Source organism: Shewanella sp. NKUCC06_TVS (genome assembly GCF_019345515.1).
GTDB lineage: Bacteria > Pseudomonadota > Gammaproteobacteria > Enterobacterales > Shewanellaceae > Shewanella > Shewanella oncorhynchi.
Window position 1 is genome coordinate 69,578 of sequence record NZ_JAHKQX010000003.1, and the last position, 22,694, is coordinate 92,271.

Here is a 22,694-nt window from a genome sequence, read left to right on the forward strand (position 1 = left end):
AATTGCGGGTTAATTCCACAGAAGCTGCAATAGTGTTGAATCTTATAAATCAAACACATAGAATTGTTTTATTGTCACCATGCCGAGTTGCACATGCTAAAGTTAATCCAGTCCAATCAGATGGAAGTGCTCTGCGCCCATTTAGCCGCTTACCTGACCCAACCCCTTGCTTTCGCACGTCTACTGAGTAACGAGCATATTCTGGTGCAGAGTCCCGGCATGTCGACTTGGCTACGCCTCGAAATCGCCAAACAGAATGGAATTGCTGCCGCATTGGAATTCCCGCTGCCATCGAGCTTTACCTGGCAGTTGTGCCATGACTTATTGCCCAATGTGCCCAAGGATAACGCCTTCACTAAGGCGACGATGACGTGGAAACTGATGCAACTCTTACCGCGCATGTTACAAAATGACGCCTTTGGGCCGTTGAGACACTATCTAAGTCATCAGCAATCCAGCACAAATGCCGCCGACACGAGTGAACAGCAAAACACCCGTGATATGACGGCTGACGACATTAAGCTGTACCAACTCTGTGGCCGGATTGCCGATATCTTCGACCAATACTTAGTGTATCGCCCCGATTGGATTTTAGCGTGGGAGCAAAACGAGCAGCCCGACTCACTCACCAAGCCGCTGAATGAAGACCAACGCTGGCAACCCATTTTATGGCGCGCGCTCATTGCTTTTAACCGTGATGAGCTTAATCAAAGCCATTACCACAGGGCCAACCTGCACAGTGACTTAATTGCCGCGCTGAATCATCCCGACACGTCACTCGCCAAATTGCCACAACGCCTATTTGTGTTTGGCATTTCCTCGATGGCGCCGCAAACCCTTGAAGTGCTTTACCATCTGGCAGGCCGTATCGATGTGATCGTGCTTGGCTTAAGCCCGTGTCAGCACTATTGGGGGGATATTGTGGATCCCCGTAATCGTGCCCGCATAGCGGTGCAATATGCGGGTAAACGCCAATTAGCCGAACTGTGGGAAGATAAACTCGAAGTGGGCAATCCGCTGCTTGCCAATAACGGCAAGATGGGCCGTGAATTACTCGATATGCTGCTTGAGCTCCCCGCCGAACACTGCGACTTTGGCGATGATGTGTATTGTGAACCCTGTGACGATCCCAACTCGCCACACAGTCACGCCAGCATGCTCCACGGCGTGCAATACGATATTTTAGAGATGCAAACCTTAGACAGAGTGCTAGGGCCAGATGCCGAGCTGTACCAAAATGTCGAGAACAGACGCCTGCTTAAGCGCGACGATGAATCCATTCGAGTCAAGAGTTGTCACAGCCCACTGCGGGAAATCGAAACCCTGCACGATCACTTGCTTGAGTTACTCAGCAATGATATCGACCTGACGCCTAAAGACATAGTGGTGATGATGCCCGATGTCGCCGCCTACGCGCCCTACATCGATGCCGTCTTCTCGGCGAAGCAAGGCCTGCATTACATTCCCTACGCCATTGCCGACCGCGGCGCAGCGCAGGAATCACCGCTCATCAATAGCTTTTTAAATTTACTTGGAATTAATCAAAGTCGTTTTGGTCTGACCGACATTTTGAGCATACTCGAAGTGCCCGCCATTTTGCGCCGTTTCCAGCTCGATGACGATGAATTGCAACTGACCCGCCGCTGGTTAGATGAAGCTGGCGTGCGCTGGGGCCGCAATGAACAAAGCCGCCTTAAACAAGGTGTGCCAGCGTTTGAGCAAAACTCCTGGGCCTTTGGTATTAAAAGGCTGATTTTAGGTTACGCCTTGAGTGACGATGCGCCGCTCTATCAAGACCATCTTGTCGTCACTGGCATCGAAGGCCAATCGGCGCAGGCGTTAGGTAAGCTACTCAATTTTATTGAAGTGCTCGATGAAACGGCGCAAATACTCTCCTTACCACAAGTGGGCGCACTGCGTTTAGCGGAATTAACTGAGTTGCTGGATGCCTTCTACGACACAGATGAAGACGAGCGCGAACAATTACAGGAAATCCGCGATGCCATTGCCGCCCTAGAGCAAGAGTTACTGTCAGCGGGCAGGCCCTTAGATACCTCACCGTTAGCTTTTTCTTTAGATATAAGCCCGTTAGCGCCGCTAGCCCAAGAGCGCATAAGCGGACTTAGCCTCAGTATTGAGGTGCTGCAGCAATGGTTTAATCAGCGCTTAACCGAATCTCGGGTCGGACAGCGTTATCTTGCGGGGAGTGTTAACTTTTGCACCTTAATGCCGATGCGCTCGATCCCCTTTAAGGTCGTGTGTTTACTCGGCATGAACGATGGGGTTTATCCTAGGGTTCAACATCCCGTTGGCTTTGATTTAATGGCACACTTTGGTGCCCGTAAAGGCGATCGCTCCCGCCGCCTCGATGACAGATATTTGTTTTTAGAAGCCTTATTGTCGGCGCGGGAGCAACTGTATATCAGCTACATCGGACGCAGCGAACGGGATAACTCTGAGCGTATCGCCTCTATGCTCGTCTCTGAACTGATTGAATATTGTCAGCTGTGCTATCTGCCTGAAACGCTATTGGCTCAATCGCAAAACGCTTCAAGCCCCATAGACCCAGAGGATGCCGAAAAAGCCCTCTATAACGCAATTGTCAGCCACCAGCCGCTGCAACCCTTCGATCCTAAGTTGTATCAAGCCACAGAAAAAAGTGATGACAAAAATGGCTCAAACATAGATGGCTCAGGCAGAACCCAAAATAGCTCGGGCATAGGCCAAAGTTACAGCCTGCAATGGTGTCCACCCAATGCGGACGCTGCGGGCACACATGCGGGCCGCTTTATCGGCGTGCAAACTCGCATCATGCTAGACGCGGATGAACAAGACTCAGTGCCAGATTCTGAGCACGAACAACAGCAAAGTAAGCAAGTGGATGTGTCAGCCCTGATCCGTTTCTTTCGAAATCCAGCGCAGTACTTCTTCAACCGTACGTTAAAAGTCGATCTCAGCCTTAATATTCAGGCCGATGATAATGACGAGCCCTTTAGCTTGAATGCCCTAGAGCGTTATATGTTACAGGCCCAGTTACTCGATGATGCCATAGACCAAGGCCTAACTGAGCCCGATATTGAACTGATTAAACGCCTCAAAGCCAGTGGCACTTTGCCCATGCAGCCCTTCGATGATTTGCTACTGCGCCAATATCAGCATGATATTAAACCTTTGATTGGCAGAACCTTGTTCCTCAAGGGAGAACAAGCCAGCAGTCACGCCGATATTAAACTCGTGTTTGACTTGCCCATTACGGCGGGTAAATCCCAGCAAGTGTTACTGCAAGGTCGTATCGATGACATCAGCCCTAAGGGGTTAGTCAATTATCGCCCTGGTAGCGCACACGGTCGCGATGTGCTGAGGTTGTACCTTCGCCACCTGTGTTTAATGGCAATGGGCCACACACATGCAAGCTATCTACTCGACATGGGGCACTTCCACGCCTTAGCGCCAATCACAGCAGAGCGCGCCCATGCGTTACTGGCCGATTTGTTAGTGTTGTTTTATCAAGGCCAGCAACACCCACTGTGTTTTATGCCGCGCACGTCACTTGCCTACGTCAGCAGCGAGGGTGAGCACGATGAGCGTTTGCAGCAAGCGTTATCCGAATGGTTAGATGAGCAGAGTCAATTGGGTGAAGCAGCTTTTGGAGAAGGAAACGAACCCCATTACCAGAGATTATTCAGTTTCCCGCGGGATTTCTCTGAGGATAGCTTTGGCGCATTAGCCGAACGTATCTATCGCCCTATGGTGAGTTTATATCTCAAAGATACCTTGGCTCAGCTTGAGGAATTTGCGCTGAACGATGGCATGACCCAAGGCCAAACACCCGATGTACAAGCGACTGACACACGAGCGACTGCAGCACATTTGAACCGCAATAGCGCACAGGGAGAGCAAGCATGAGTGAACAGATGCCGTTGAACACGCAAGCCTTACAGTCTGCACCACAAGCGCTTGATCCTCTCACTCTGCCCTTTGGCGGTAGTCGTCTTATTGAGGCCAGCGCTGGCACAGGTAAAACCTACACAATTTCAGGTCTTTATTTACGCTTATTGCTTGGTGATGGCATTCCTGCGCCGCTCACCTGCGAACAAATTCTCGTGGTTACCTTCACCAATGCGGCCACCGAAGAGTTAAGGGATCGTATTCGTCGCCGTATTCAAGTTGCCTTTAAGTGCTTCTTAGGGCTAACGATTGCCGACCCCTTTGTGCAAGCGCTGTATGACAACACCCCAGAGAGTGATCGCGCTATTGCCCTGAGGCGGTTCGATCTCGCCCTTAAATCCCTCGACGAAGCAGCAATTTTTACCATTCACGGTTTCTGTCAGCGAATTTTATCGGATCTCGCCTTTGAGTCTTCCTTGCTGTTCGAATCGGACTTTACCTTGGACGACAGCGAATTTTTGCACCATGCCGTGCGGGATTTTTGGCGTGAGGCCTGTTATCCGCTGCCCGATTACTTAGCGCAAATCATTGCCAAGGAATTTGGCGAGCCCGATGGTTTAGTCAAACAGTTGCGACCGCTCCTTGGCGCCAGTCAAGCAAAGCCTCTGAAACCCGCGCTTAAGTTTGATGCCTTAGCCCTGTCACTACGCCAAAGTTTAGAGCGCTTTAAATTAGCTTGGCCAAGGGGACGCGATGGCTTATTGGCATTGCTACACAGTTTGCCACTCAACGGCACCCGCTTTGGCAAAGCAACGGATAAGTACCCCAAGCTCGCCGCCATGTTCGATGCATTAGATAACTGGCTCGCCTTCGGTCATGGGTTGCCGCCACTGAAAGAGTTAGAAGCCTTATCGCTGTCTGAGTTAAAACTCAACAAGGGCGGCGTGCTCCCAAGTGTGAGTGAAGCACCGCTGATGGATCATATGGAGCAACTCGCCACATTGATTGCCGCCATTAAACCAGCATTTTTATATAGCGCGAAACTCGGCATAAGCGAGCGATTTGCCCAGCAAAAACAACAACAAAATGTGCTGACCCCAGATGACTTACTCACGACATTAGCGAGCGCGTTAAACGCCAATAATGAAACCTTGCCCAAAGCCGTGGCAACACGTTTCCCCGTCGCGCTTATTGATGAATTCCAAGATACCGATCCGCTGCAATTTGCGATCTTCTCTGGCATCTACCAAAACCGCTACTCGTTTGAGCAGCAAGGCAAAAACGATACAAAAAATAAGCTCAGCCTGTTGATGATTGGCGATCCTAAGCAAGCCATTTATGCCTTCCGTGGCGCCGATATCCATACCTACATTGAGGCCCGTCATCATACGCAGGCGCACTATCATCTGGATACCAACTACCGCTCAAGCACAAACATGGTCGCTGGGGTTAACCATCTGTTTAGCCAGCATCACGATCCGTTTATCAGTCAATCGATCCCCTTTGATAGCGTGAAAACGCCCAGCAGTGCTAAAGGGAAAATCCTCACTGAAAAAACCGCCAATCCTGCCGCCTTAAGATTAAGACTCTTAAGCGAAAGCGTAGAAAACGGCCTCAACAAAACCACGGCAAGACACTTGCTCGCCGAAGATGCGGCGGCACAAATTACCCGTTTACTGACAGATGCGGCCAATGGCGAATGCCACAGCCCTAAAGGGCCTTTGATCGCTAAAGACATCGCTATCCTAGTGCGGGATCGCAACGAAGCGGCAGTGATGAAAACCGCATTAAGTAAACGCCACATAGGCGCGGTGTTTTTAAGTCGCGACAGTGTGTTCGATACCCTTGAAGCGCGGGAAATGGCGTTAATTTTGCGATCTCTGGCGAACCCTAAAGATGAACGGGCACTGCGCAGCGCCCTAGCCACGGCATTATTAGGTTATAGCGCCGAGCAAATCCATGCCTTTAACCAAGATGAAGAGCACAGACAGCTGTTATTAGAGCAATTTTTTAACTTGCACCAAGTGTGGCAGAAACGCGGCATCATGCCCGCGCTACTCAGCCTTGCCAATAGCACTAAACTAATTGACCGTTTACTGCACACCGCCAGTGCAGAGGTAGATGCTCAAGAGCAAGATGCCACGAATGGCGAGCGCCGTTTAACGGATTTTCGCCACCTTGCCGAACTATTACAGCAAAAGGCCACCGAACTTGATGGTATGAGTGCCCTACTCAATTGGTATGAACAGCAACTGATTGATAACACAGGCACCGATGAACAGCAGCTGCGCCTTGAGAGCGAGCAGAATCTGGTGCAAATTGTGACTATCCATAAGAGTAAGGGCCTTGAGTATCCCGTGTGTTTTGTGCCCTTTGTCAGCCTAGCCCGTGATAATCGCCGCCGCCCGACGCCTATGCTGTACCACAGAACTAACGATGCAGGTGAGCAAGAGCTAGTATGGGATATCGAAGGCACGGATGAGGGTTGGGATCGCGCCAAACAAGAAACCTTGGCCGAAGACTTGCGCCTTTTGTATGTGGCGCTCACTCGCCCAGTGTATTTGTGTTACTTGTATATCGCCAATCACAGTCGTCAGCTTAAAAATGGCCTTAAAAGTCAGCTGCATGAAACCGCTATCGGCTATCTATTGGGCATAGGCGACTCAGAATGTGACTTTGCCCGTATCTGCAATGCTGCGCAGCAGCTCGCCCAAGATGTGGAAGCCATAAGTCTTGATAAGGTGCCCAATGACATAGACGAGCGGCCATTGCCCTCAAGCCAAGACTTAGCACAAATACTGAGCGCGAAAACCTTAACCCGCCAATACAGCACGCCGTGGCGAGTCGGCAGTTATTCAGGTCTCGTTAAAAATACCAGCCATGGTAAAGCCGCTCCGGGTGCCGACGATGAAATATTAGGTACGCTTGAATATACGGCTGCGCAAACACTCTCTATTCCTGATGAGCCAAGCCATGAGCTGCAGGATGGCATGCTCAATCGCTTTAACTTTGAGCGCGGCGCCAATGCCGGTAGCTTTATGCATTTAGTGTTAGAAGAGATTGATTTTACGCAGGCAGAAATCGACTTACCGCTGCAATTGCCTAAAGCCATGCTGCAATACGGTATCGCGCCCGAGTGGCAAACAGTATTACATACTTGGTATTTGGATGTACTGCATGCACCGCTGTGCGCTATACCGCACGCCTTAGAGTCGCAGGTCACGGGGCATGTAAGCGCCGTCAAACCTGCTCATCCAGATCTGTGCTTAGCCAAGTTATCGCCGCAGAATACCTTAGTCGAAATGGAGTTTTATTTACCCTTAAGCGAACTTAAAGATACTGAGCTCAATGCGCTACTGCAGCAGTTTGGCTATGAGTCGACACTTAAGTTTGATGATCTCAAGGGCATGCTCAAAGGCTTTATCGATTTAACCTTTGAATACCAAGGTCAATATTATATCGCCGACTATAAGTCGAATCATTTAGGCGACAACATCAATGCCTATCATCAGAGCGCACTGCAAAGCGCAATAACCGATCACAGGTATGATTTGCAGTACATTCTCTATTCATTGGCGCTACACAGGTATTTGAGTTTACGCCTGCCAAGTTATGACTACGACAGCCATATCGGCGGTTGTTATTACTTGTTCTTACGGGGAATGTCGGCTCAATATCCCGGCTATGGTATTTATTACGACAAACCGCCGAAGGCACTTATTCTCGCGCTAGATTCACTTTTTAATGACAATTTATTTCACAGCAGATTGACTGGTGCAATAGATACAGGAGTCACGGCATGATGCGCTCAACCCAAGGGCTAAATGCACATTCACTCACAGCGGCGAAATGGATAGACCATGGCGCAATTCAGCTTACAGCGCCGCTGCCAGAGCTGTTGAAACAGTGGGAGCAAGAACGACTGCTCACGCCACTCGACCGGCATTTCGCACTCGAGATGAGCCACTTACATCCAAGCGACAGCCAACAACCTTTGTTTATTTTGCTGTGCGCACTGTTAAGCCAGCAATTATCTTCACAGCACAGTTGTCTAGTGCTCGCCCATATAGTGCCACTCAATCCCATGGCCGAACAAAATAGCCATTGTAAAATCACCTTAAGCCTAGAAGCACTCACAGAGACCTTACAAACTTTTGATGCCGTCGGCCAAGCGGGCAGTAACAAACCGCTTATTTTTGATAATGGCAGACTCTATTTACAACGTTATCATCAATTTGAAACCTCAGTCGCCGCCTCATTAATCCGCTTGTCCGGAAGCGTATCTAAGCACTTATCTGAAGAAGCAAACCACCAAGAGCAACCGCAAATCGCTAAGTTGAGGTCACTGTTAGATCAACTGTTCCCTGCCAATGTGAGCGCGACCCATGCACTCACTACCAATGTACTCACTAACAGTGAAGACACAGCACCCATTGATTGGCAAAAGGTCGCAACGGCCACAGCGCTGGGTAAAAAACTGTCAGTGATCACTGGCGGCCCAGGTACGGGTAAAACCACCACTGTAACTAAACTTTTGTTATTGCTACAAATGGAATCACAGCAGGAAATCCGTTTAGTCGCGCCAACGGGAAAAGCGGCGGCTCGCTTAAGCGAATCAATCAAAGCCTCAAAAGCGCGTCTGGCGAAGGAACTCAGCGCCCATGCTAATGTTATTGATGAAGTTCGCAATAGAAATAGCCAAGACTTTTTAACGACTCTGGGCCGCATTCCAGAGGAAGCTTCAACCTTACACAGGCTGCTTGGGGTGATCCCCAATTCGCCGCACTTTCGCCACCATCAAGGTAATCCGCTTAGGCTCGACTTATTGATTGTCGACGAAGCCTCTATGGTCGATTTGCCCATGATGTATAAATTGCTGAGCGCATTGCCTGAGCACGCCAGTTTGATTTTACTCGGCGATCAAGACCAACTCGCCTCGGTTGAGGCTGGCGCTGTGCTCGCCGATATTTGTGCTGGCCTTAAAATACCAGTAGATCCCAATAACCTTGCTCAGAACAACATAGCTTCAAGCAGCCCTGCTCTGTGGCAAATGCGCTATTCCAAGGAACAAGCCGAGCGTCTGAGTGCTTTAACAGGTTTTGAGTTAACGCCCTATATCAGCGACGCCCCTAAGCTTGGCGATAGCTTATGTATGCTAATGCACAGCCACAGATTTAAAGGCGATGCAGGGATTGGACTTCTCGCCAGTGCCGTCAATCGTGCTGATCTTCAAGGTATTTTGCAGGTATGGCAACAGGGACCTGCAGAATTGAGCTGGTTAGAACACAGTATGGTCGTAAGCCAAACCCAAGCCAAAGTGAGCGAGTCTGCTAATAATATGGGACTCAATTCACTTCTGGAGCAGGCCTGCCAGCAATATGGCACTTATCTCAGCGCCTTGAATAGCGATACGAGTAATAGTGATTTAAGCAAGCGTCCAAGCACAGCTGACATCATTGAACGCTTTAACCAGTACCGTATTCTATGTGCTATGCGCTCGGGCGATTATGGGGTTGAAGGCATTAATCAGTATGTGACTCAAGCACTGGCCAATGCCAAGCTGATTAAACCGCTACAGGAGTTTTATCTGGGTCGGCCCATTATCATCCAAAGCAATGACTATAACTTAGGCCTGTTTAACGGTGATATCGGATTGATTTTGCAGGATGAAGATAAACCCGAACGTTTAATGGCGCACTTCATCAAGGCCGATGGCAGCCTGTTAAAAGTCTTGCCAGCCCGTTTGCCCAGCCATGAAACCTGTTATGCCATGACAGTACACAAAAGCCAAGGCAGCGAATTTAGCCGTGTGGCCTTAGTATTGCCGCCGAGCCCCAGCCTAGCCCAATGGCAACTGCTGACCAAAGAGTTGGTCTACACCGCCATCACCCGCGCTAAAGTCCACTTTACCTGCTTAGGCACCCAGCACGTATTCGAGCGGGCCAGTAGCCAAGCAACCCAACGCGCATCGGGTCTTGCCGACCGCCTTTGGGGGTGAATGAAGCTTTGTGGTCAATGGGGAACACTTTAGGAACTACATTTTAAGATATGACTTTTAGATTTACTCTAACCATGAAACTAAGGATTTAAACATTGATTAAAAAGGACATTATTACACTTAAGGATCTACAAGCCGTTATTGCCTTGTTTGACGCCATAGCACCAGATGCCGCTTTACCTAAGCGTTATTATGAAAAAAACCGCTATATCCAGTGGTCAGAATTTAAAGACATGCAGGTATATGCACTCGACTTTGAGCCCTATTTAACGATTAGCCAGCGTTGTAATATGACGTATTTTGGCATACATCAAAGTACGCGACGTTTATACCTAGCACACTGTAATGATGCTGGCCACGCACCGCGCTGGGAAGCGAGACCAGTGACCTTAGCGCAACTGATGGATGTCGAGTTAATGGTGAATTTACATAAAAATCATGCCTATAACTTAGGGCTAAACATCTGTTTTGATCTGAACTATTTACTCTGATCTTTTGTATTAATGTACAAATTCGGATGACTGAATATCGGTGGTGGGCCAAGCAATATCAATTGCTAAAATCAATCAATTTGAAATTATCAATGTCACCCGCAACGTTTTTCCGGTACCCGAAGGCACAAGGACAACGGATCTGATTATGCTCGCTCGAGCCAAGAATTAGCCGTTTGGTTCACTCAAAACTAAGCTGTAGCGAAAGGATGTTTTGGTAAACCCTATACTTTCATAGTATTGCTGTGTGGCAATGCGCTGCATCGATGTAGTGAGTTCGAGTAACTGGCAATTCTCTTGCTTTCCCCTTTCTTTCGCAAAGGCAATCAACTGAGAGCCAACACCCTGACCCCGCATGTCGGCATCCACCACAATTGCGGTTATACGACAGATACGACTCAAGGCGGGGAAATAATCAAAGAACATTAAGGCCATCACAGCGACAACTTGCAGGTCACCCTGCACATTATGTTGCTCATACACCAGTAATTCATCACTGCGGCGCAAAGAATCATGCTGATATTGGCTTAACGTCTGGGCTAAAGCGGCACGGGGCAAAGAATAACCGAGTTGCTCAAGTAATACCTGCACACTATCTGTATCCTGTAAGCGGGCTAACCGAATGTTTTTATTCACCATGAGATACCATGCTGTAATCTGCCTAAAGGTAAGTGTCACTCGTACTGGGTTGCACAGTTTAGATGACAGTGACGAAGCAATAGTCCAACGACATTGCCATCTCACGCCACAAAAATCAAAATAAACCCGACAAAGGCACAAGCCCATATTTGCAATGCGATGTAATGCGTTAAAATTCACCACTTAATAGCCATCAGTCAGCAAAACCTTGCACTCATAGGGGCAAGAAAACTAAGATGACAGCGGCTGTACTATAGGATGATATTCGTATTGCCACAGGCCGATGTCATCCGATTTTGCTCACTTTGAGGAATCACTCACAATGTCTAAGATCAACCTGCTTTTGCTGTGCGGCGGCGGAAGTGCCGAACACGATATTTCACTCATGTCGGCCAATTATTTTGAAACCTCACTGGCAAAATCCGAGCAGTTTTGTGTATTGCGTGTCGAACTGGATAAATTTGGTCAATACCGCACCGCTGCGGGTGATGATTGTGAACTGACCAATAGCCGCGAAATTCGCTTCCGCGATGAGAGCAAAGCCCCATGGCCGGTCGATTACGTCATTCCCTGCATTCATGGCTACCCCGGCGAAACAGGTGACATTCAATCCTATTTTAACCTGATCCAACTGCCCTATTTTGGCTGTGAATCCGAGGCTAGCAGTAACTGCTTTAATAAGATCACCGCTAAAATGTGGTTCTCGGCCTTAGGTATTCCGAATACCCCGTATATTTTTCTAAACCAATTCGATGATACAGCAATAGAGCAAACCCAAGCCGCATTAGCACTATGGGGATCCATCTTCGTCAAAGCGGCCTCCCAGGGTTCCTCTGTTGGTTGTTATAAAGTCGATGACAGCGATAAAGTCGCTGGCGTGCTTAAAGATGCTTTCGGCTATGCGCCCTATGTTATCGTTGAAAAAACCATTAAAGCCCGTGAGTTAGAAGTCGCAGTATACGAATACAACGGTGAAGTGGTGGCGACAGTACCAGGTGAAATCATCTGTGATACCAACACCTTCTACACCTTCGATGAGAAATACGCCAAAAACAGTAAAGCACGCACCGATGTGGTGGCACAGCATGTGTCAGCTGAGATCAGTGAACAAATCCGCGCCTATGCAATCAAAGCATTTAAAGGTATGAAATTGCGTCACCTGTCGCGCATCGACTTTTTCTTAACCGCGGATAATGAAATTTTACTAAATGAAATCAATACCTTCCCAGGTTCTACGCCGATTTCTATGTTCCCCAAAATGCTGCAAAATCACGGTCATGATTTTACTGAATACTTGAGTCTAGTGATTAACAGCCAGATAACCGCTAAATCTTAGCGCTCGCCACCTGACTCAATGTGAACGCAGAGACTCAGTGCAGCACCTGTTTTCAGTAATAAAAAGAGCGCCTCGGCGCTCTTTTTATTTATTATGTTTCAATGTGTTATATTTAAAACTTGAATTATTACCTTACATCTAAACCCAATATTAAAATCAGACTGTCACTGATTAAGCCGCCCTCACATCTAGGTCAAACATCAAGGTCAAACGTCAAAACCCTTATGCAGCTCAGCTTGCTTTGCCAACAGGGCAAAGAATGCAGCTTTGGGCATAGGCTTATAAAATAAATAGCCTTGAATTTCTTGAATATGATTCGCCATTACAAATTTAAGCTGGGACTCTGTTTCTACCCCTTCTGCCGTCACAGTTAAATCTAACGCATGGCTTAAACGCACTATGGCCTCCACCAACGCTTCGTGACGTTTGCCTTCATCTAATCTGTCGATAAAGCTCTTATCGATTTTAATTTGATCGATAGGAAAATTAGCTAAATAAGATAGAGATGAGTAACCCGTCCCGAAATCATCTAAGGAGATTTTAATCCCTTTAACTCGCAAACCATTAAGCACATCAATAAGATACGTATGTTGCTTCATCAATAAAGATTCAGTGATCTCAAGGGTTAATCTGTCATAGGGGAAATCTGTCACCTCAAGTTGCTCGGTAATCGCTGCAAAGGATTCCACAAAGGCATCTTGTAGTTCATGGGACCAAAACTCAAAAGTCGAGACATTCACCGATAAATTAATGGGCCAATTTCGTTCCTGCATTTCTAAAATAGTCTGCATAGCACCAAGGCGAACATCTCGACCAATATCAACGATTAAACCACTGTTCTCCGCGATGGGAATAAATTCATCGGGTGGAATAAACGTTCCCTCATGCTGCCAGCGCAGCAGCACTTCAGCACGGACAATCAAGCCTGTGGTCGCATTGACTATGGGTTGGTAATAAAGCTCGAAGGTATGCTGATCTAATGCCTGCTTAAGCTGATTATGAAGGCTAGCAACACGCTCGGCATTTAGCTGCATTTGTTCAGTAAAAAAATGATATCGATTGCGACCATTTGCCTTAGAAATATACATGGCCTGATCGGCACAATTTAACAACTGTTCAAGATCGAGGGCATCTTCAGGAAAACGTGCAATCCCTATACTTACCGAGCTATAAACGCCTTTTCCATCGGCTAGCACATAATGTTTTGCCACATTTTTATTAATTGTATCTGCAATTTGTGCCAATTCTTTCTGGTTAACAACCCCAGATAATAGCAAGGCAAACTCATCCCCTCCTAAGCGTGCAAACACCATAGTGTCATCGACACACTCGCTGATCTGTTTAACCACTTGCACTAACAGTGCATCACCTTTGTCATGGCCATGGGTGTCGTTGACTTGCTTAAAGTTATCTAAATCCATCAACATAAAACTAAAGCCGGGGGTCAAACTGTCGGAAGTAATTAACGCTTGGATCTGCTTGAATAACGCATTGCGGTTAGCAAGTCCGGTAAGAGAGTCATTATTGGCCTGATACTTAATCAGCTGCGCCGCTTTCTTACGTTCACTAATATCTGAAAATAGCCATGCAAAACAGGGTTGCTGACCATTGGACTCTCGGAAGGTCGTGACGATAAGATCAAGATAAAACTCCTCGCCATTTCCCCTAAGACCCACCAACTCACCCTGCCACATTCTGTCCTGAGCTAAATGCTCAAATAACCCCACTAATTCATTAGATTGGGATGATGCTAAAAAAATCTTAGGATGAAAGTTAGCGATATCAGTATCTTGAGGGATAACTATATGTCTGAAAGCGGGATTAGCATAGAGAACTGCATCGTCAGAATTGGAAATAACCAGAGCAAGGGGTAACCGGTCAAAAATTTTCACAGCTAAATACTGAAACTCCATTGCACGACTGCGTTCAATGGCTAAACTCGCCAGTCTTGCCGCCTCTGAAATGAGTTCTAAATCCTGCTCTGTTGGGGACTTTATCGTATCATAATACATGGCAAATGTGCCTAGCACTTTACCATGAGTATCTTTGATAGGTTCTGACCAACAAGATTTAAGACCTGCACGTAATGGCAGTTCTTTATAATTAACCCAGTAAGGATGTTGAGCGATATCTTCAACGATGACACGCTGCGCATAATAGGCTGCCGTGCCACAAGAACCCACATTGGGGCCAATTTCGACACCATTAATGGCTTGATTGTAACTGTCGGGTAAATTGGGGGCGGCACCTAATAACAGACGTTTACCGTCAGCACTGAGCAGTAACACAGACCCTCTGGTTCCTACTTTTTGAGCTTCGATTTTTAAGACTAAGGCGTGCAAGATTTCATGTAGCGGTGCGCCATTGAGCAGCATAGAAAGAATACTGCTATAACAAGCTATGCTGACATTGTGGGCGAGTTTAACGTCTGCATGATCGAGCAGATCTGGAAGGTTAACGCCGTACGCCATAATTTCCTTAAGAGCAAAGTTGCAATATAAATACTGATTAACAATGTTAAATATTTATAACTTATAAGAAATTCTAGGCACTAATGTTAATTAAGTAAACCCTTTACCTGCGCGGTAAAAGGTTTACTTTAGTCTAAAAAGCAATGCTTTATTCTTGAATACGTTCAAGTTTGGCAAGGTAAAAGCCATCAAAGCCGCTATCGGCTGGGCTGATACTTTCATCTTCAATCAGGCGAAAGTTGGGGTTCTCGGCTAAAAACGCATCCACTTGACCGCGGTTCTCGCAAGGGAAGATAGAACAAGTCGCATAGACGACTATGCCACCGACTTTGACCATGCGACTGTAACTGTTCAAAATGTGTTTTTGCAGTTCCATTAACACGGGTAAACGCTCTACGGTATCACGCCATTTTGCATCGGGATTACGCTTTAATACACCCAAACCAGAGCAAGGCACATCAAGCAATACTCTATCGGCACTGAGCTTTAAGCGTTTAATGGTTTTACTGCTGGCGATAACACGGGTTTCGACATTGTGTGCGCCATTACGACGGGCGCGTTCCTTAAGTTTGTCGAGTTTCCATTGCTCCACATCCATGGCCAACAAGCGTCCTTTACCCTGCATTTGCGCAGCTATGTGTAAGGTTTTACCGCCCGCGCCTGCGCAAGCGTCAATAACTTTCATGCCTGGCTTGGCATCAAGCGCCGCAGCTACGCGCTGAGAGCCCGCATCCTGCTGCTCGAATAAGCCATCTTTAAAGCTTTGGGTACGGAACAAGGCAGAATCGGAGGTCACTTCAAGGGCAGAATCAACCCCATCAACACAGAGCGTGCTCACAAACTCAGCGGCAAGCTTAGCGGCCAGTTCATCACGAGTCACCTTAAGGCTATTAGCGCGTAAAAAACGTTTCGGCGCAGTACTTAACGCGGCGCGCTCTTTTTCCCAAGACTCACCTAGTTGCTCACGGCCCATAACATCGAGCCACTCAGGGCAACCGTCCCACAACACAGGCTTAGTTTTCGCTTGCTCGATACGCTCAGCTAAACGCGCCTCATCGACTTGCAGCGAATATTGCATTTTAGGCAATTCAAGCCCATGGAATAAATGCCAAGCATTAAGCAATTTAGAGCCAAAACGCTCCATCTCATCTGGGCTGATTTCCGCCAGATAACAATATAAATTTAAACGACGTAGGATATCACCCGTCGTTAATGCGATACGCGCCTGCTCGGCAGGTACCAATTGCAACCCAGAAAAATGCTGAGAATAGGCCCGATCTAAGGGTTTTCCTTGGCTCAGCACCATAGTTAAGATACTGATCACTAATTCGTTCGAGCTGGCAGAAAGCGGAGAATTCAACATTTAAAAGGTCACCATGAATGATAAAACCGGAGGATCATAGGAGGTCAGGCCCTAATACGCAAGCGCGCTGGCGCCGAGTTAAGGTTAAAGCCATAAAAAAAGCGATCCTAAGATCGCTTTTTTGCCACCGTCAGTTTAACCCATTACATTTTTGAGCCTTTAGCCCCGTAGAACAGGATAAACCCATAACAAATCACGGGTAGAATAAAGGCGAGCTGAACGCCAAGATTATCCGCTAACATGCCTTGAAATAAAGGCAAAATCGCGCCGCCCACAATCGCCAAACACAGAATGCCACTGCCCTGTGAAGTGTGTGGACCTAAATCACGAAGCGCTAAGCTGAAGATCGTTGGGAACATAATCGAGTTAAATAACCCCACCCCAAGAATTGCCCACATGGCAATGCTGCCACTGGTTGTCATCGCTGCAACCACAAGTAGCGCCGCCATAAAAGCATTAAATGCAAGCACTGAGCCTGCTGGTACTTTTTGCATCACCACAGAGCCAATGAAACGTCCCACCATAGCGCCGCCCCAATAATAGGCGATGTAATGGGCGGCTTCGGCTTCTGGCATACCCGCTATATGGCTTTCACCTAAGAAGCTGACTAAGAAGCTACCGATAGACACTTCTGCGCCGACATACACGAAAATACCCACAGCGCCGAGCACTAAGTGCTTGCTTTGTAAGGCACTGGTTTTACCTAGATGGGTCTGAACTTCACCTTGAACACTTTCATCATGCTCACGGATCACAGGTAAATCTAACTTCGCAAAAATCAGCGCTAAAATTGCCAAGGCGCCAGAAAGTAACAGGTATGGCAGTTTAACCACTTCTGCTTCAGCACTCGCTTGGGCTAAATCGCCTGATACTGAACTGGCAACAGAAAGAATTAACATAGCACCAAAAAACGGCGCGACCGTTGTGCCTAAGGCGTTGAACGCTTGCGTTAAATTCAAACGACTCGACGCAGTTTCGCGACTGCCTAAGGCATTGACATAAGGATTGGCTGCCACTTGCAGGATTGTGATGCCTGATGCCAAAACAAATAATGCACCGAGGAACAAGTTGTAAGTAGCGAGGGCCGCCGCAGGATAAAACAGCGCACAACCAATACTTGCAATCACGAGACCAGAAACAATTCCCTTTTGATAACCCAGTTTTTTCACTAAGTTACCCGCAGGGATTGAGACTAGAAAATAAGCACCGAAGAAACAAAACTGGATCAACATGGCTTGAGTATAATTCAGTGAAAACACAGCTTTAAGATGCGGGATCAGAATATCGTTCAAGCAAGTGATGAAACCCCACATAAAAAACAGTGAAGTCAATGAGATCAAGGCAAAACGATAACTGCCCGACCCATTTTCGCCAGTGCTGCTCGTGTAGCTACCGGTATTAATTGATGACGCCATAGTTATTCTCTCTGTATGTTTTTATTATCAGGAACTAATTAAGGTTACATTCCCCATGGTGCCCGTGGGCGGGTTTATATCGAACTGTGGGCTTGGGATCCCGTATCTATAACACTTCAACCGAATAAAAATGAATCATTTTCACTTTAACACTGCATAAAAGCTGGTAAATGCCGAAAACTTCAGCTGATTGTGTTCTATTTGTGCGGTTTTAAGGCCGTGTCCCGTCAGCGACTCACTGATTTCAAATGCAGAGAAATCAAACTCGACCTCGGTATCACCTAAATTGAATCCCACGAACACTTTTATATCGCCTAAGGTGCGAACAAAGGCCAAAATGGGCTCCTTTGTATCAACAAATTTAATATCACCTTCAACTAACACTGGATGTAACTTACGCCAAGCCAGAAAACGTCGATAACCATTGAGCATAGAATCAGCATCAGATTCTTGTAGATCCACAGCTAACGCTTGGTGCGCAGGTGCAATTGGCAGCCAAGGAGAAACATCACTAAAACCACTAAAGTCAGCGCCTTGCTGCCACGGCATTGGCGTACGGCAACCATCACGCCCCTTAAACATAGGCCAAAATGTTTTGCCAAAGGGATCTTGCAGCTCATGATATTCAATTGGCGCCTCAGTTAGACCGAGTTCTTCACCTTGATAACTACATATACTGCCGCGCAGCGAACTTAGCATGGCATTGAGCATTTTGACTATGTCTGAATTCTGCTTATCTTGCCCCCAACGACTCGCTACACGCTGCACATCATGATTGCCGATAGCCCAACATGGCCAGCCATCACCTATGCTCGCTTCCAAAGCCTCTACGGTTTGGCGAATATAACTTGCGCTGTAATCATCAGTCAGCAGCTCAAAACTGTAGGCCATATGCAGGCGATCTTCGCCCTTAGTGTAGGCAGCCATTACAGCCAAAGAATCTTCGGCAGAGACTTCGCCTAAGGTCACCGCTCCTGGATAGCGATTGATGAGCTTTCGTAAATCTTCAATAAAAGCGATGGTTTGCGGACGGTCATTATTGTAGTAATGGTATTGATAGGCGTAAGGGTTATCTTCACTGAAACCACGGCCCTGACGTTTATCCTTAGGTTTTGCCGGATTATCCCTGAGCAGCTCATCGTGATAACAAAAAGTAATGGCATCTAAGCGGAAGCCATCTACCCCCTTTTTAAGCCAAAATTCAACGTTATCCAGCACAGCTTGGCGCACTTCGGGATGATGGAAATTAATATCGGGCTGACTACGCAGGAAGTTATGTAAATAGTATTGCTGTCTGCGCGGTTCCCACTCCCAAGCACAACCGCCAAAAATCGCGAGCCAGTTGTTAGGCGCTGTACCGTCTTCCTTAGGATCGGCCCACACATACCAATCCGCCTTGGGATTCGTACGGTTTTCGCGGCTCTCGATAAACCACGCATGTTGGTCCGAGGTATGACTTAATACTTGATCAATAATGACCTTAATACCTAAACCGTGGGCTTTTTCAATCAATTCATCGAAATCATGCATAGTGCCAAAAAGAGGGTCAACTTCACGGTAATCACTGATGTCGTAGCCAAAATCTGCCATAGGAGATTTAAAGAAAGGTGAAATCCAGATGGCATCGACATTGAGACTCGCAATGTAATCCAGCTTTATGATAATGCCGCGTAAATCCCCGACGCCGTCACCATTGGTATCTAAAAGGCTACGCGGATAAATTTGGTAAATCACTGCACCACGCCACCACGTTAACTCACTCATTGTTGCCCCTTTATCATTATTCTACAGCGAACTTTCCCTAACACACTCAAGCAAACAGTTATCGTTTTGTTACTGCAGAGTAAAGTCATCGCGGCTTCTTTTGTGCTAACGAGCATACGTGAAGAGGGAAATAAGGTTCAATACACCTGCATACGTATGCAGAAGATGCTGCCAATAGTCACATGGCATCACAATGAAATTTACTTTTTAGTAACAGTCACTTGATTACAAAATAAAATCATTTTATTCCCTGAGTTCACCCTCTATCACAGTCTATTCTTAACTCTGCTAGGTATTGAATACGTATGCACTCTGTTGTTCAGCTAAGAAACTCGGGAGTAGTATCTTCACCGTTGCATAACAATTTGGTCATAAACGCAGCACTTATGCAGTCAATTAAGCGCCCATATACCAAAAAAAGGCCGCAAAAATAACGCGGTGATAACGATAAACGCTCTACAAAGCGATAAAGCGACTCCAAGGGGAAGAGAGATATGATGCGATTTAAACCCAGTTTGCTAACCTTAGCGCTCATCGCCGCAGGTGCCAGTATGCACTCCTATGCGGCAGATGAAGTGACCACAGATAAGGAAGCAAAAGCAAAAGAAGCTGCTATTGAGGTTATTGAAGTTAAAGGCTTTAGAACCAGTGTCATCAAATCACTAAATGATAAACGCTTTGGAGATACCGTCTCTGAATCGATTTCAGCAGATGATCTTGGCGCCCTTCCCGATCAGTCAATCGCTGATGCACTGACTCGCTTACCAGGCGTGACCGCAGTGCGCACTGGTGGACAAGCAAGCGGCCTCAATATTCGAGGTCTTGATGGTGATTTCGTCTTTGCAACACTTAATGGACACGAACAAGTGACAACGGGCGGTAAACGCGCGATTGAGTTTGACCAATATCCATCCGAATTAATTAGTCAAGCCGCCGTCTATAAAACACCAAAAGCCTCGCTGATTGAAGGTGGCGTCGCCGGTACGGTAGAATTAAAAACCGCAGATCCCTTAAAAAGCGACAAAGACCAATCATTTAATATCAATGCTCGCGGCAGTTTTAATGACAGAGCGGATGAGATTTCCGATGCAGATCAATATGGCAACCGTCTTAGCTTTGCCTATCAAGGCAAATTCCTTGAAGATACACTCGGTGTGGCGCTAGGCTATGCCCATTTGTACCAACCTTATGTTGCCAGTCAATTCATTGGTTTACGTTTCAATGACGGTAAACAAGATGTCAATGGCGATAATATTTTAGAATCAAACAGTGAAGGTTTTGAACTGCAGCAAAAAGGTGGTGATGATACTCGCGATGGTTATATGGCGGCTATCCATTGGCAACCTACAGACAATCTTAGTGTGAAAAGTGATTTATTCCACTCAAAATTCACTTCCGAAAACTTTGCTAGAGGCTTCCGAGTCAAGTCATTAAAAAATGGTACTTTCAGTGATCCCGTTGTCGAAAATGGCTCTATTACTGGTGGAACCATATCAACCACTGGTAATGATAACTTTGCTGTTTTTGTGATTAACGATAACGACTCAAAATATTCAGAACTGACATCAGGCTCAGTCAATATTGAGTGGAATAATGGCGGCGCCTTGACTATCGCAGGTGATGTGAGTTATTCAAAAGCCGATGGCGAGTTCGTCAACGGTGGTACGCGTGCCGTTCTATATGATGATATAGGTAATGAAGTACGCTCAGCAGAATCAATCACCTATAGACTACATGGATTGAATCCTGCGGATGTCAGTTTTTCACACGACTATACAGATACGGCGACTTTGGGTTTAAAAGAAGTGGGTATGTGGCCATACGATCAACAAAATGATCTTGTCGCCTACAAGTTAGACTTTAACTATGTGTTAGATTCTGGTTTCTTAACTTCAGTTGATTTTGGTCTGCGCTACTCAGAACGTGAGTTTAATGCGCAACGTTCACAAGCAGGTTATGGTTTTGAATTTGGTAAAAACCCAACTAACCAGCCCGTGCTTCAAATGAACACTGACATGACAAATGTCGTCAACTTTGGCGGTGAATTATCTGGTTACCCTAGCTTCCTTTCCGTTGATTTTAACAAAGCCATTGAGCTGATTAACGCACAGTTAGCGGCAACAGGACAATCCCCTTTCACCCCGACAGCCAATTGGTCTAATAACTGGACCATGATCCAAAGCGGTTCGGTCAATGAAGATGTATTAGCTGGCTATGTCCAAGGTAATCTCGAGTTTGACTTAGGCGATATGAAAGTCACGGGTAACGTGGGCGTGCGTGTTGTTCAAACAGATCAAAGCAGTAAAGGTCTACAACAAGTTGGCTATGGCCTAGGTGAAGCGATTACTGATGAACTTGGCGTGATCAGTACCGATTATATCCGTAACGAGATAGGTAAAACCTATACCGATTATTTACCGTCACTCAACTTAACTTTCCACCTCACTGAAAATGATCAACTGCGCTTTGCTGCAGCCTCTGTGATGTCACGTCCTCCAATCGACAAACTAAAGTCAGGCATGGGATCTTGGTATGACGATTCTGCTACTCCGGGATACAAAAAGTACAATGCTTGGGGTAACACCAGTCCTCTACTCGATCCGTTCTATGCTGATCAATACGACTTATCTTACGAGCACTATTTTGAAGATTCTGAAGGTGCGGTTGTCGTAGCCTTGTTCTACAAAGATATTAAATCCTTTATCAACAACTTTACAATCCAACCATTTGATTTTGAAGGTAATGGATTTATCGTCCCCGATACTATTATCGATAATGGTGTTGAATTCCCAGTAGTAAAAGATGAAGGTCAATATCAAACTGCAATCAACAACGACAATGGCGGCTACATTCGTGGTGTTGAGTTAGGTTATACCCAAATATTTGATTTCCTACCCTCGCCACTCAGCGGTCTTGGCTTCACTGGCAGCTACTCGTATTCAGACAGTGAAGTGGAATTTACCACAGATTTAAGTGGTTCAAACTTATCCATTCCATTACCAGGTTTATCAGAAAGCGTACTCAACACCACCTTGTTCTATACTCTGGATGGTTTCGATACTCGCGTCAGCATGAGATATCGTAGTAGCTATGTTTCAGAACAAGTGGCAGTTGAATCACAACTTGCTTTCTTCGATGCCGAAACGATTGTGGATTATCAAGCTTCATACGCTCTGGAAAATGGACTTAAGTTCTTATTCCAAATTAATAACTTAACTGATGAACCGAACAAAACCTATTTTGGTGAAGAACATCAGACAGGAACAATCCAATACTTCGGTAGACAGTACTTCCTAGGGTTAAGTTACTCTTTATAAACTACCCCAAAT

At 46.5% G+C, this 22,694-nt stretch carries 11 protein-coding genes; 6 read left to right on the forward strand and 5 right to left on the reverse strand.

From position 1 onward, the window contains the following. Positions 1-93 precede the first annotated feature (93 nt). The 4 genes from recC to KO531_RS04240 all read left to right on the forward strand — a co-directional run bounded on the left by recC (position 94) and on the right by KO531_RS04240 (position 10,377). The gene (gene recC, locus KO531_RS04225; protein WP_219250466.1) at positions 94-3,906 is read left to right on the forward strand and encodes an exodeoxyribonuclease V subunit gamma; all 3,813 of its coding nucleotides are present in this window, start codon (positions 94-96) and stop codon (positions 3,904-3,906) included. Further along, entirely contained in the window at positions 3,903-7,691 is a 3,789-nt protein-coding gene (recB, locus tag KO531_RS04230; RefSeq protein WP_219250467.1) for an exodeoxyribonuclease V subunit beta, read from the forward strand. Before recC ends, recB begins: the two co-directional genes overlap by 4 nt. Beyond that, positions 7,688-9,886: an exodeoxyribonuclease V subunit alpha gene (gene recD, locus KO531_RS04235; RefSeq protein ID WP_219250468.1), complete on the forward strand. Its 2,199-nt coding sequence runs from the start codon at positions 7,688-7,690 to the stop codon at positions 9,884-9,886. Before recB ends, recD begins: the two co-directional genes overlap by 4 nt. A gap of 95 nt (positions 9,887-9,981) precedes the next feature. Further along, positions 9,982-10,377: a hypothetical protein gene (locus tag KO531_RS04240; RefSeq protein ID WP_251068837.1), complete on the forward strand. Its 396-nt coding sequence runs from the start codon at positions 9,982-9,984 to the stop codon at positions 10,375-10,377. Between the two features lie 168 nt (positions 10,378-10,545). On the opposite strand, the gene KO531_RS04245 is transcribed toward KO531_RS04240, so the two are convergent. After that, positions 10,546-11,016, reverse strand: coding sequence for a GNAT family N-acetyltransferase (locus KO531_RS04245; protein WP_219250469.1), 471 nt, complete (start codon positions 11,014-11,016; stop codon positions 10,546-10,548). A gap of 322 nt (positions 11,017-11,338) precedes the next feature. On the opposite strand from KO531_RS04245, the gene KO531_RS04250 reads away from it, so the two are divergent. Next, positions 11,339-12,352 carry a D-alanine--D-alanine ligase gene (locus KO531_RS04250; RefSeq protein WP_219250470.1) on the forward strand — a complete coding sequence of 338 codons (1,014 nt, stop codon included), beginning with the start codon at positions 11,339-11,341 and terminating at the stop codon, positions 12,350-12,352. A 206-nt stretch (positions 12,353-12,558) separates the two neighbouring features. On the opposite strand, the gene KO531_RS04255 is transcribed toward KO531_RS04250, so the two are convergent. The 4 genes from KO531_RS04255 to KO531_RS04270 form a co-directional block, all read right to left on the reverse strand. Then, entirely contained in the window at positions 12,559-14,823 is a 2,265-nt protein-coding gene (locus KO531_RS04255; RefSeq protein ID WP_219250471.1) for an EAL domain-containing protein, read from the reverse strand. Positions 14,824-14,971: 148 nt separating this feature from the next. Further along, positions 14,972-16,186 carry an RsmB/NOP family class I SAM-dependent RNA methyltransferase gene (locus KO531_RS04260; protein WP_219250472.1) on the reverse strand — a complete coding sequence of 405 codons (1,215 nt, stop codon included), beginning with the start codon at positions 16,184-16,186 and terminating at the stop codon, positions 14,972-14,974. Positions 16,187-16,329: 143 nt separating this feature from the next. Then, positions 16,330-17,601, reverse strand: a complete 1,272-nt coding sequence (locus tag KO531_RS04265) for a sugar MFS transporter (RefSeq protein ID WP_105252429.1) — start codon at positions 17,599-17,601, stop codon at positions 16,330-16,332. Positions 17,602-17,742: 141 nt separating this feature from the next. Continuing rightward, complete coding sequence (locus tag KO531_RS04270) at positions 17,743-19,365, reverse strand: alpha-glucosidase (RefSeq protein ID WP_219250473.1); 1,623 nt, start codon at positions 19,363-19,365, stop codon at positions 17,743-17,745. A 494-nt stretch (positions 19,366-19,859) separates the two neighbouring features. Between KO531_RS04270 and KO531_RS04275 the strand changes: the two genes are divergently transcribed. Further along, on the forward strand, positions 19,860-22,682 hold the full coding sequence (locus KO531_RS04275) for a TonB-dependent receptor (RefSeq protein WP_219250474.1): 2,823 nt from the start codon (positions 19,860-19,862) through the stop codon (positions 22,680-22,682). Positions 22,683-22,694 lie beyond the last annotated feature (12 nt).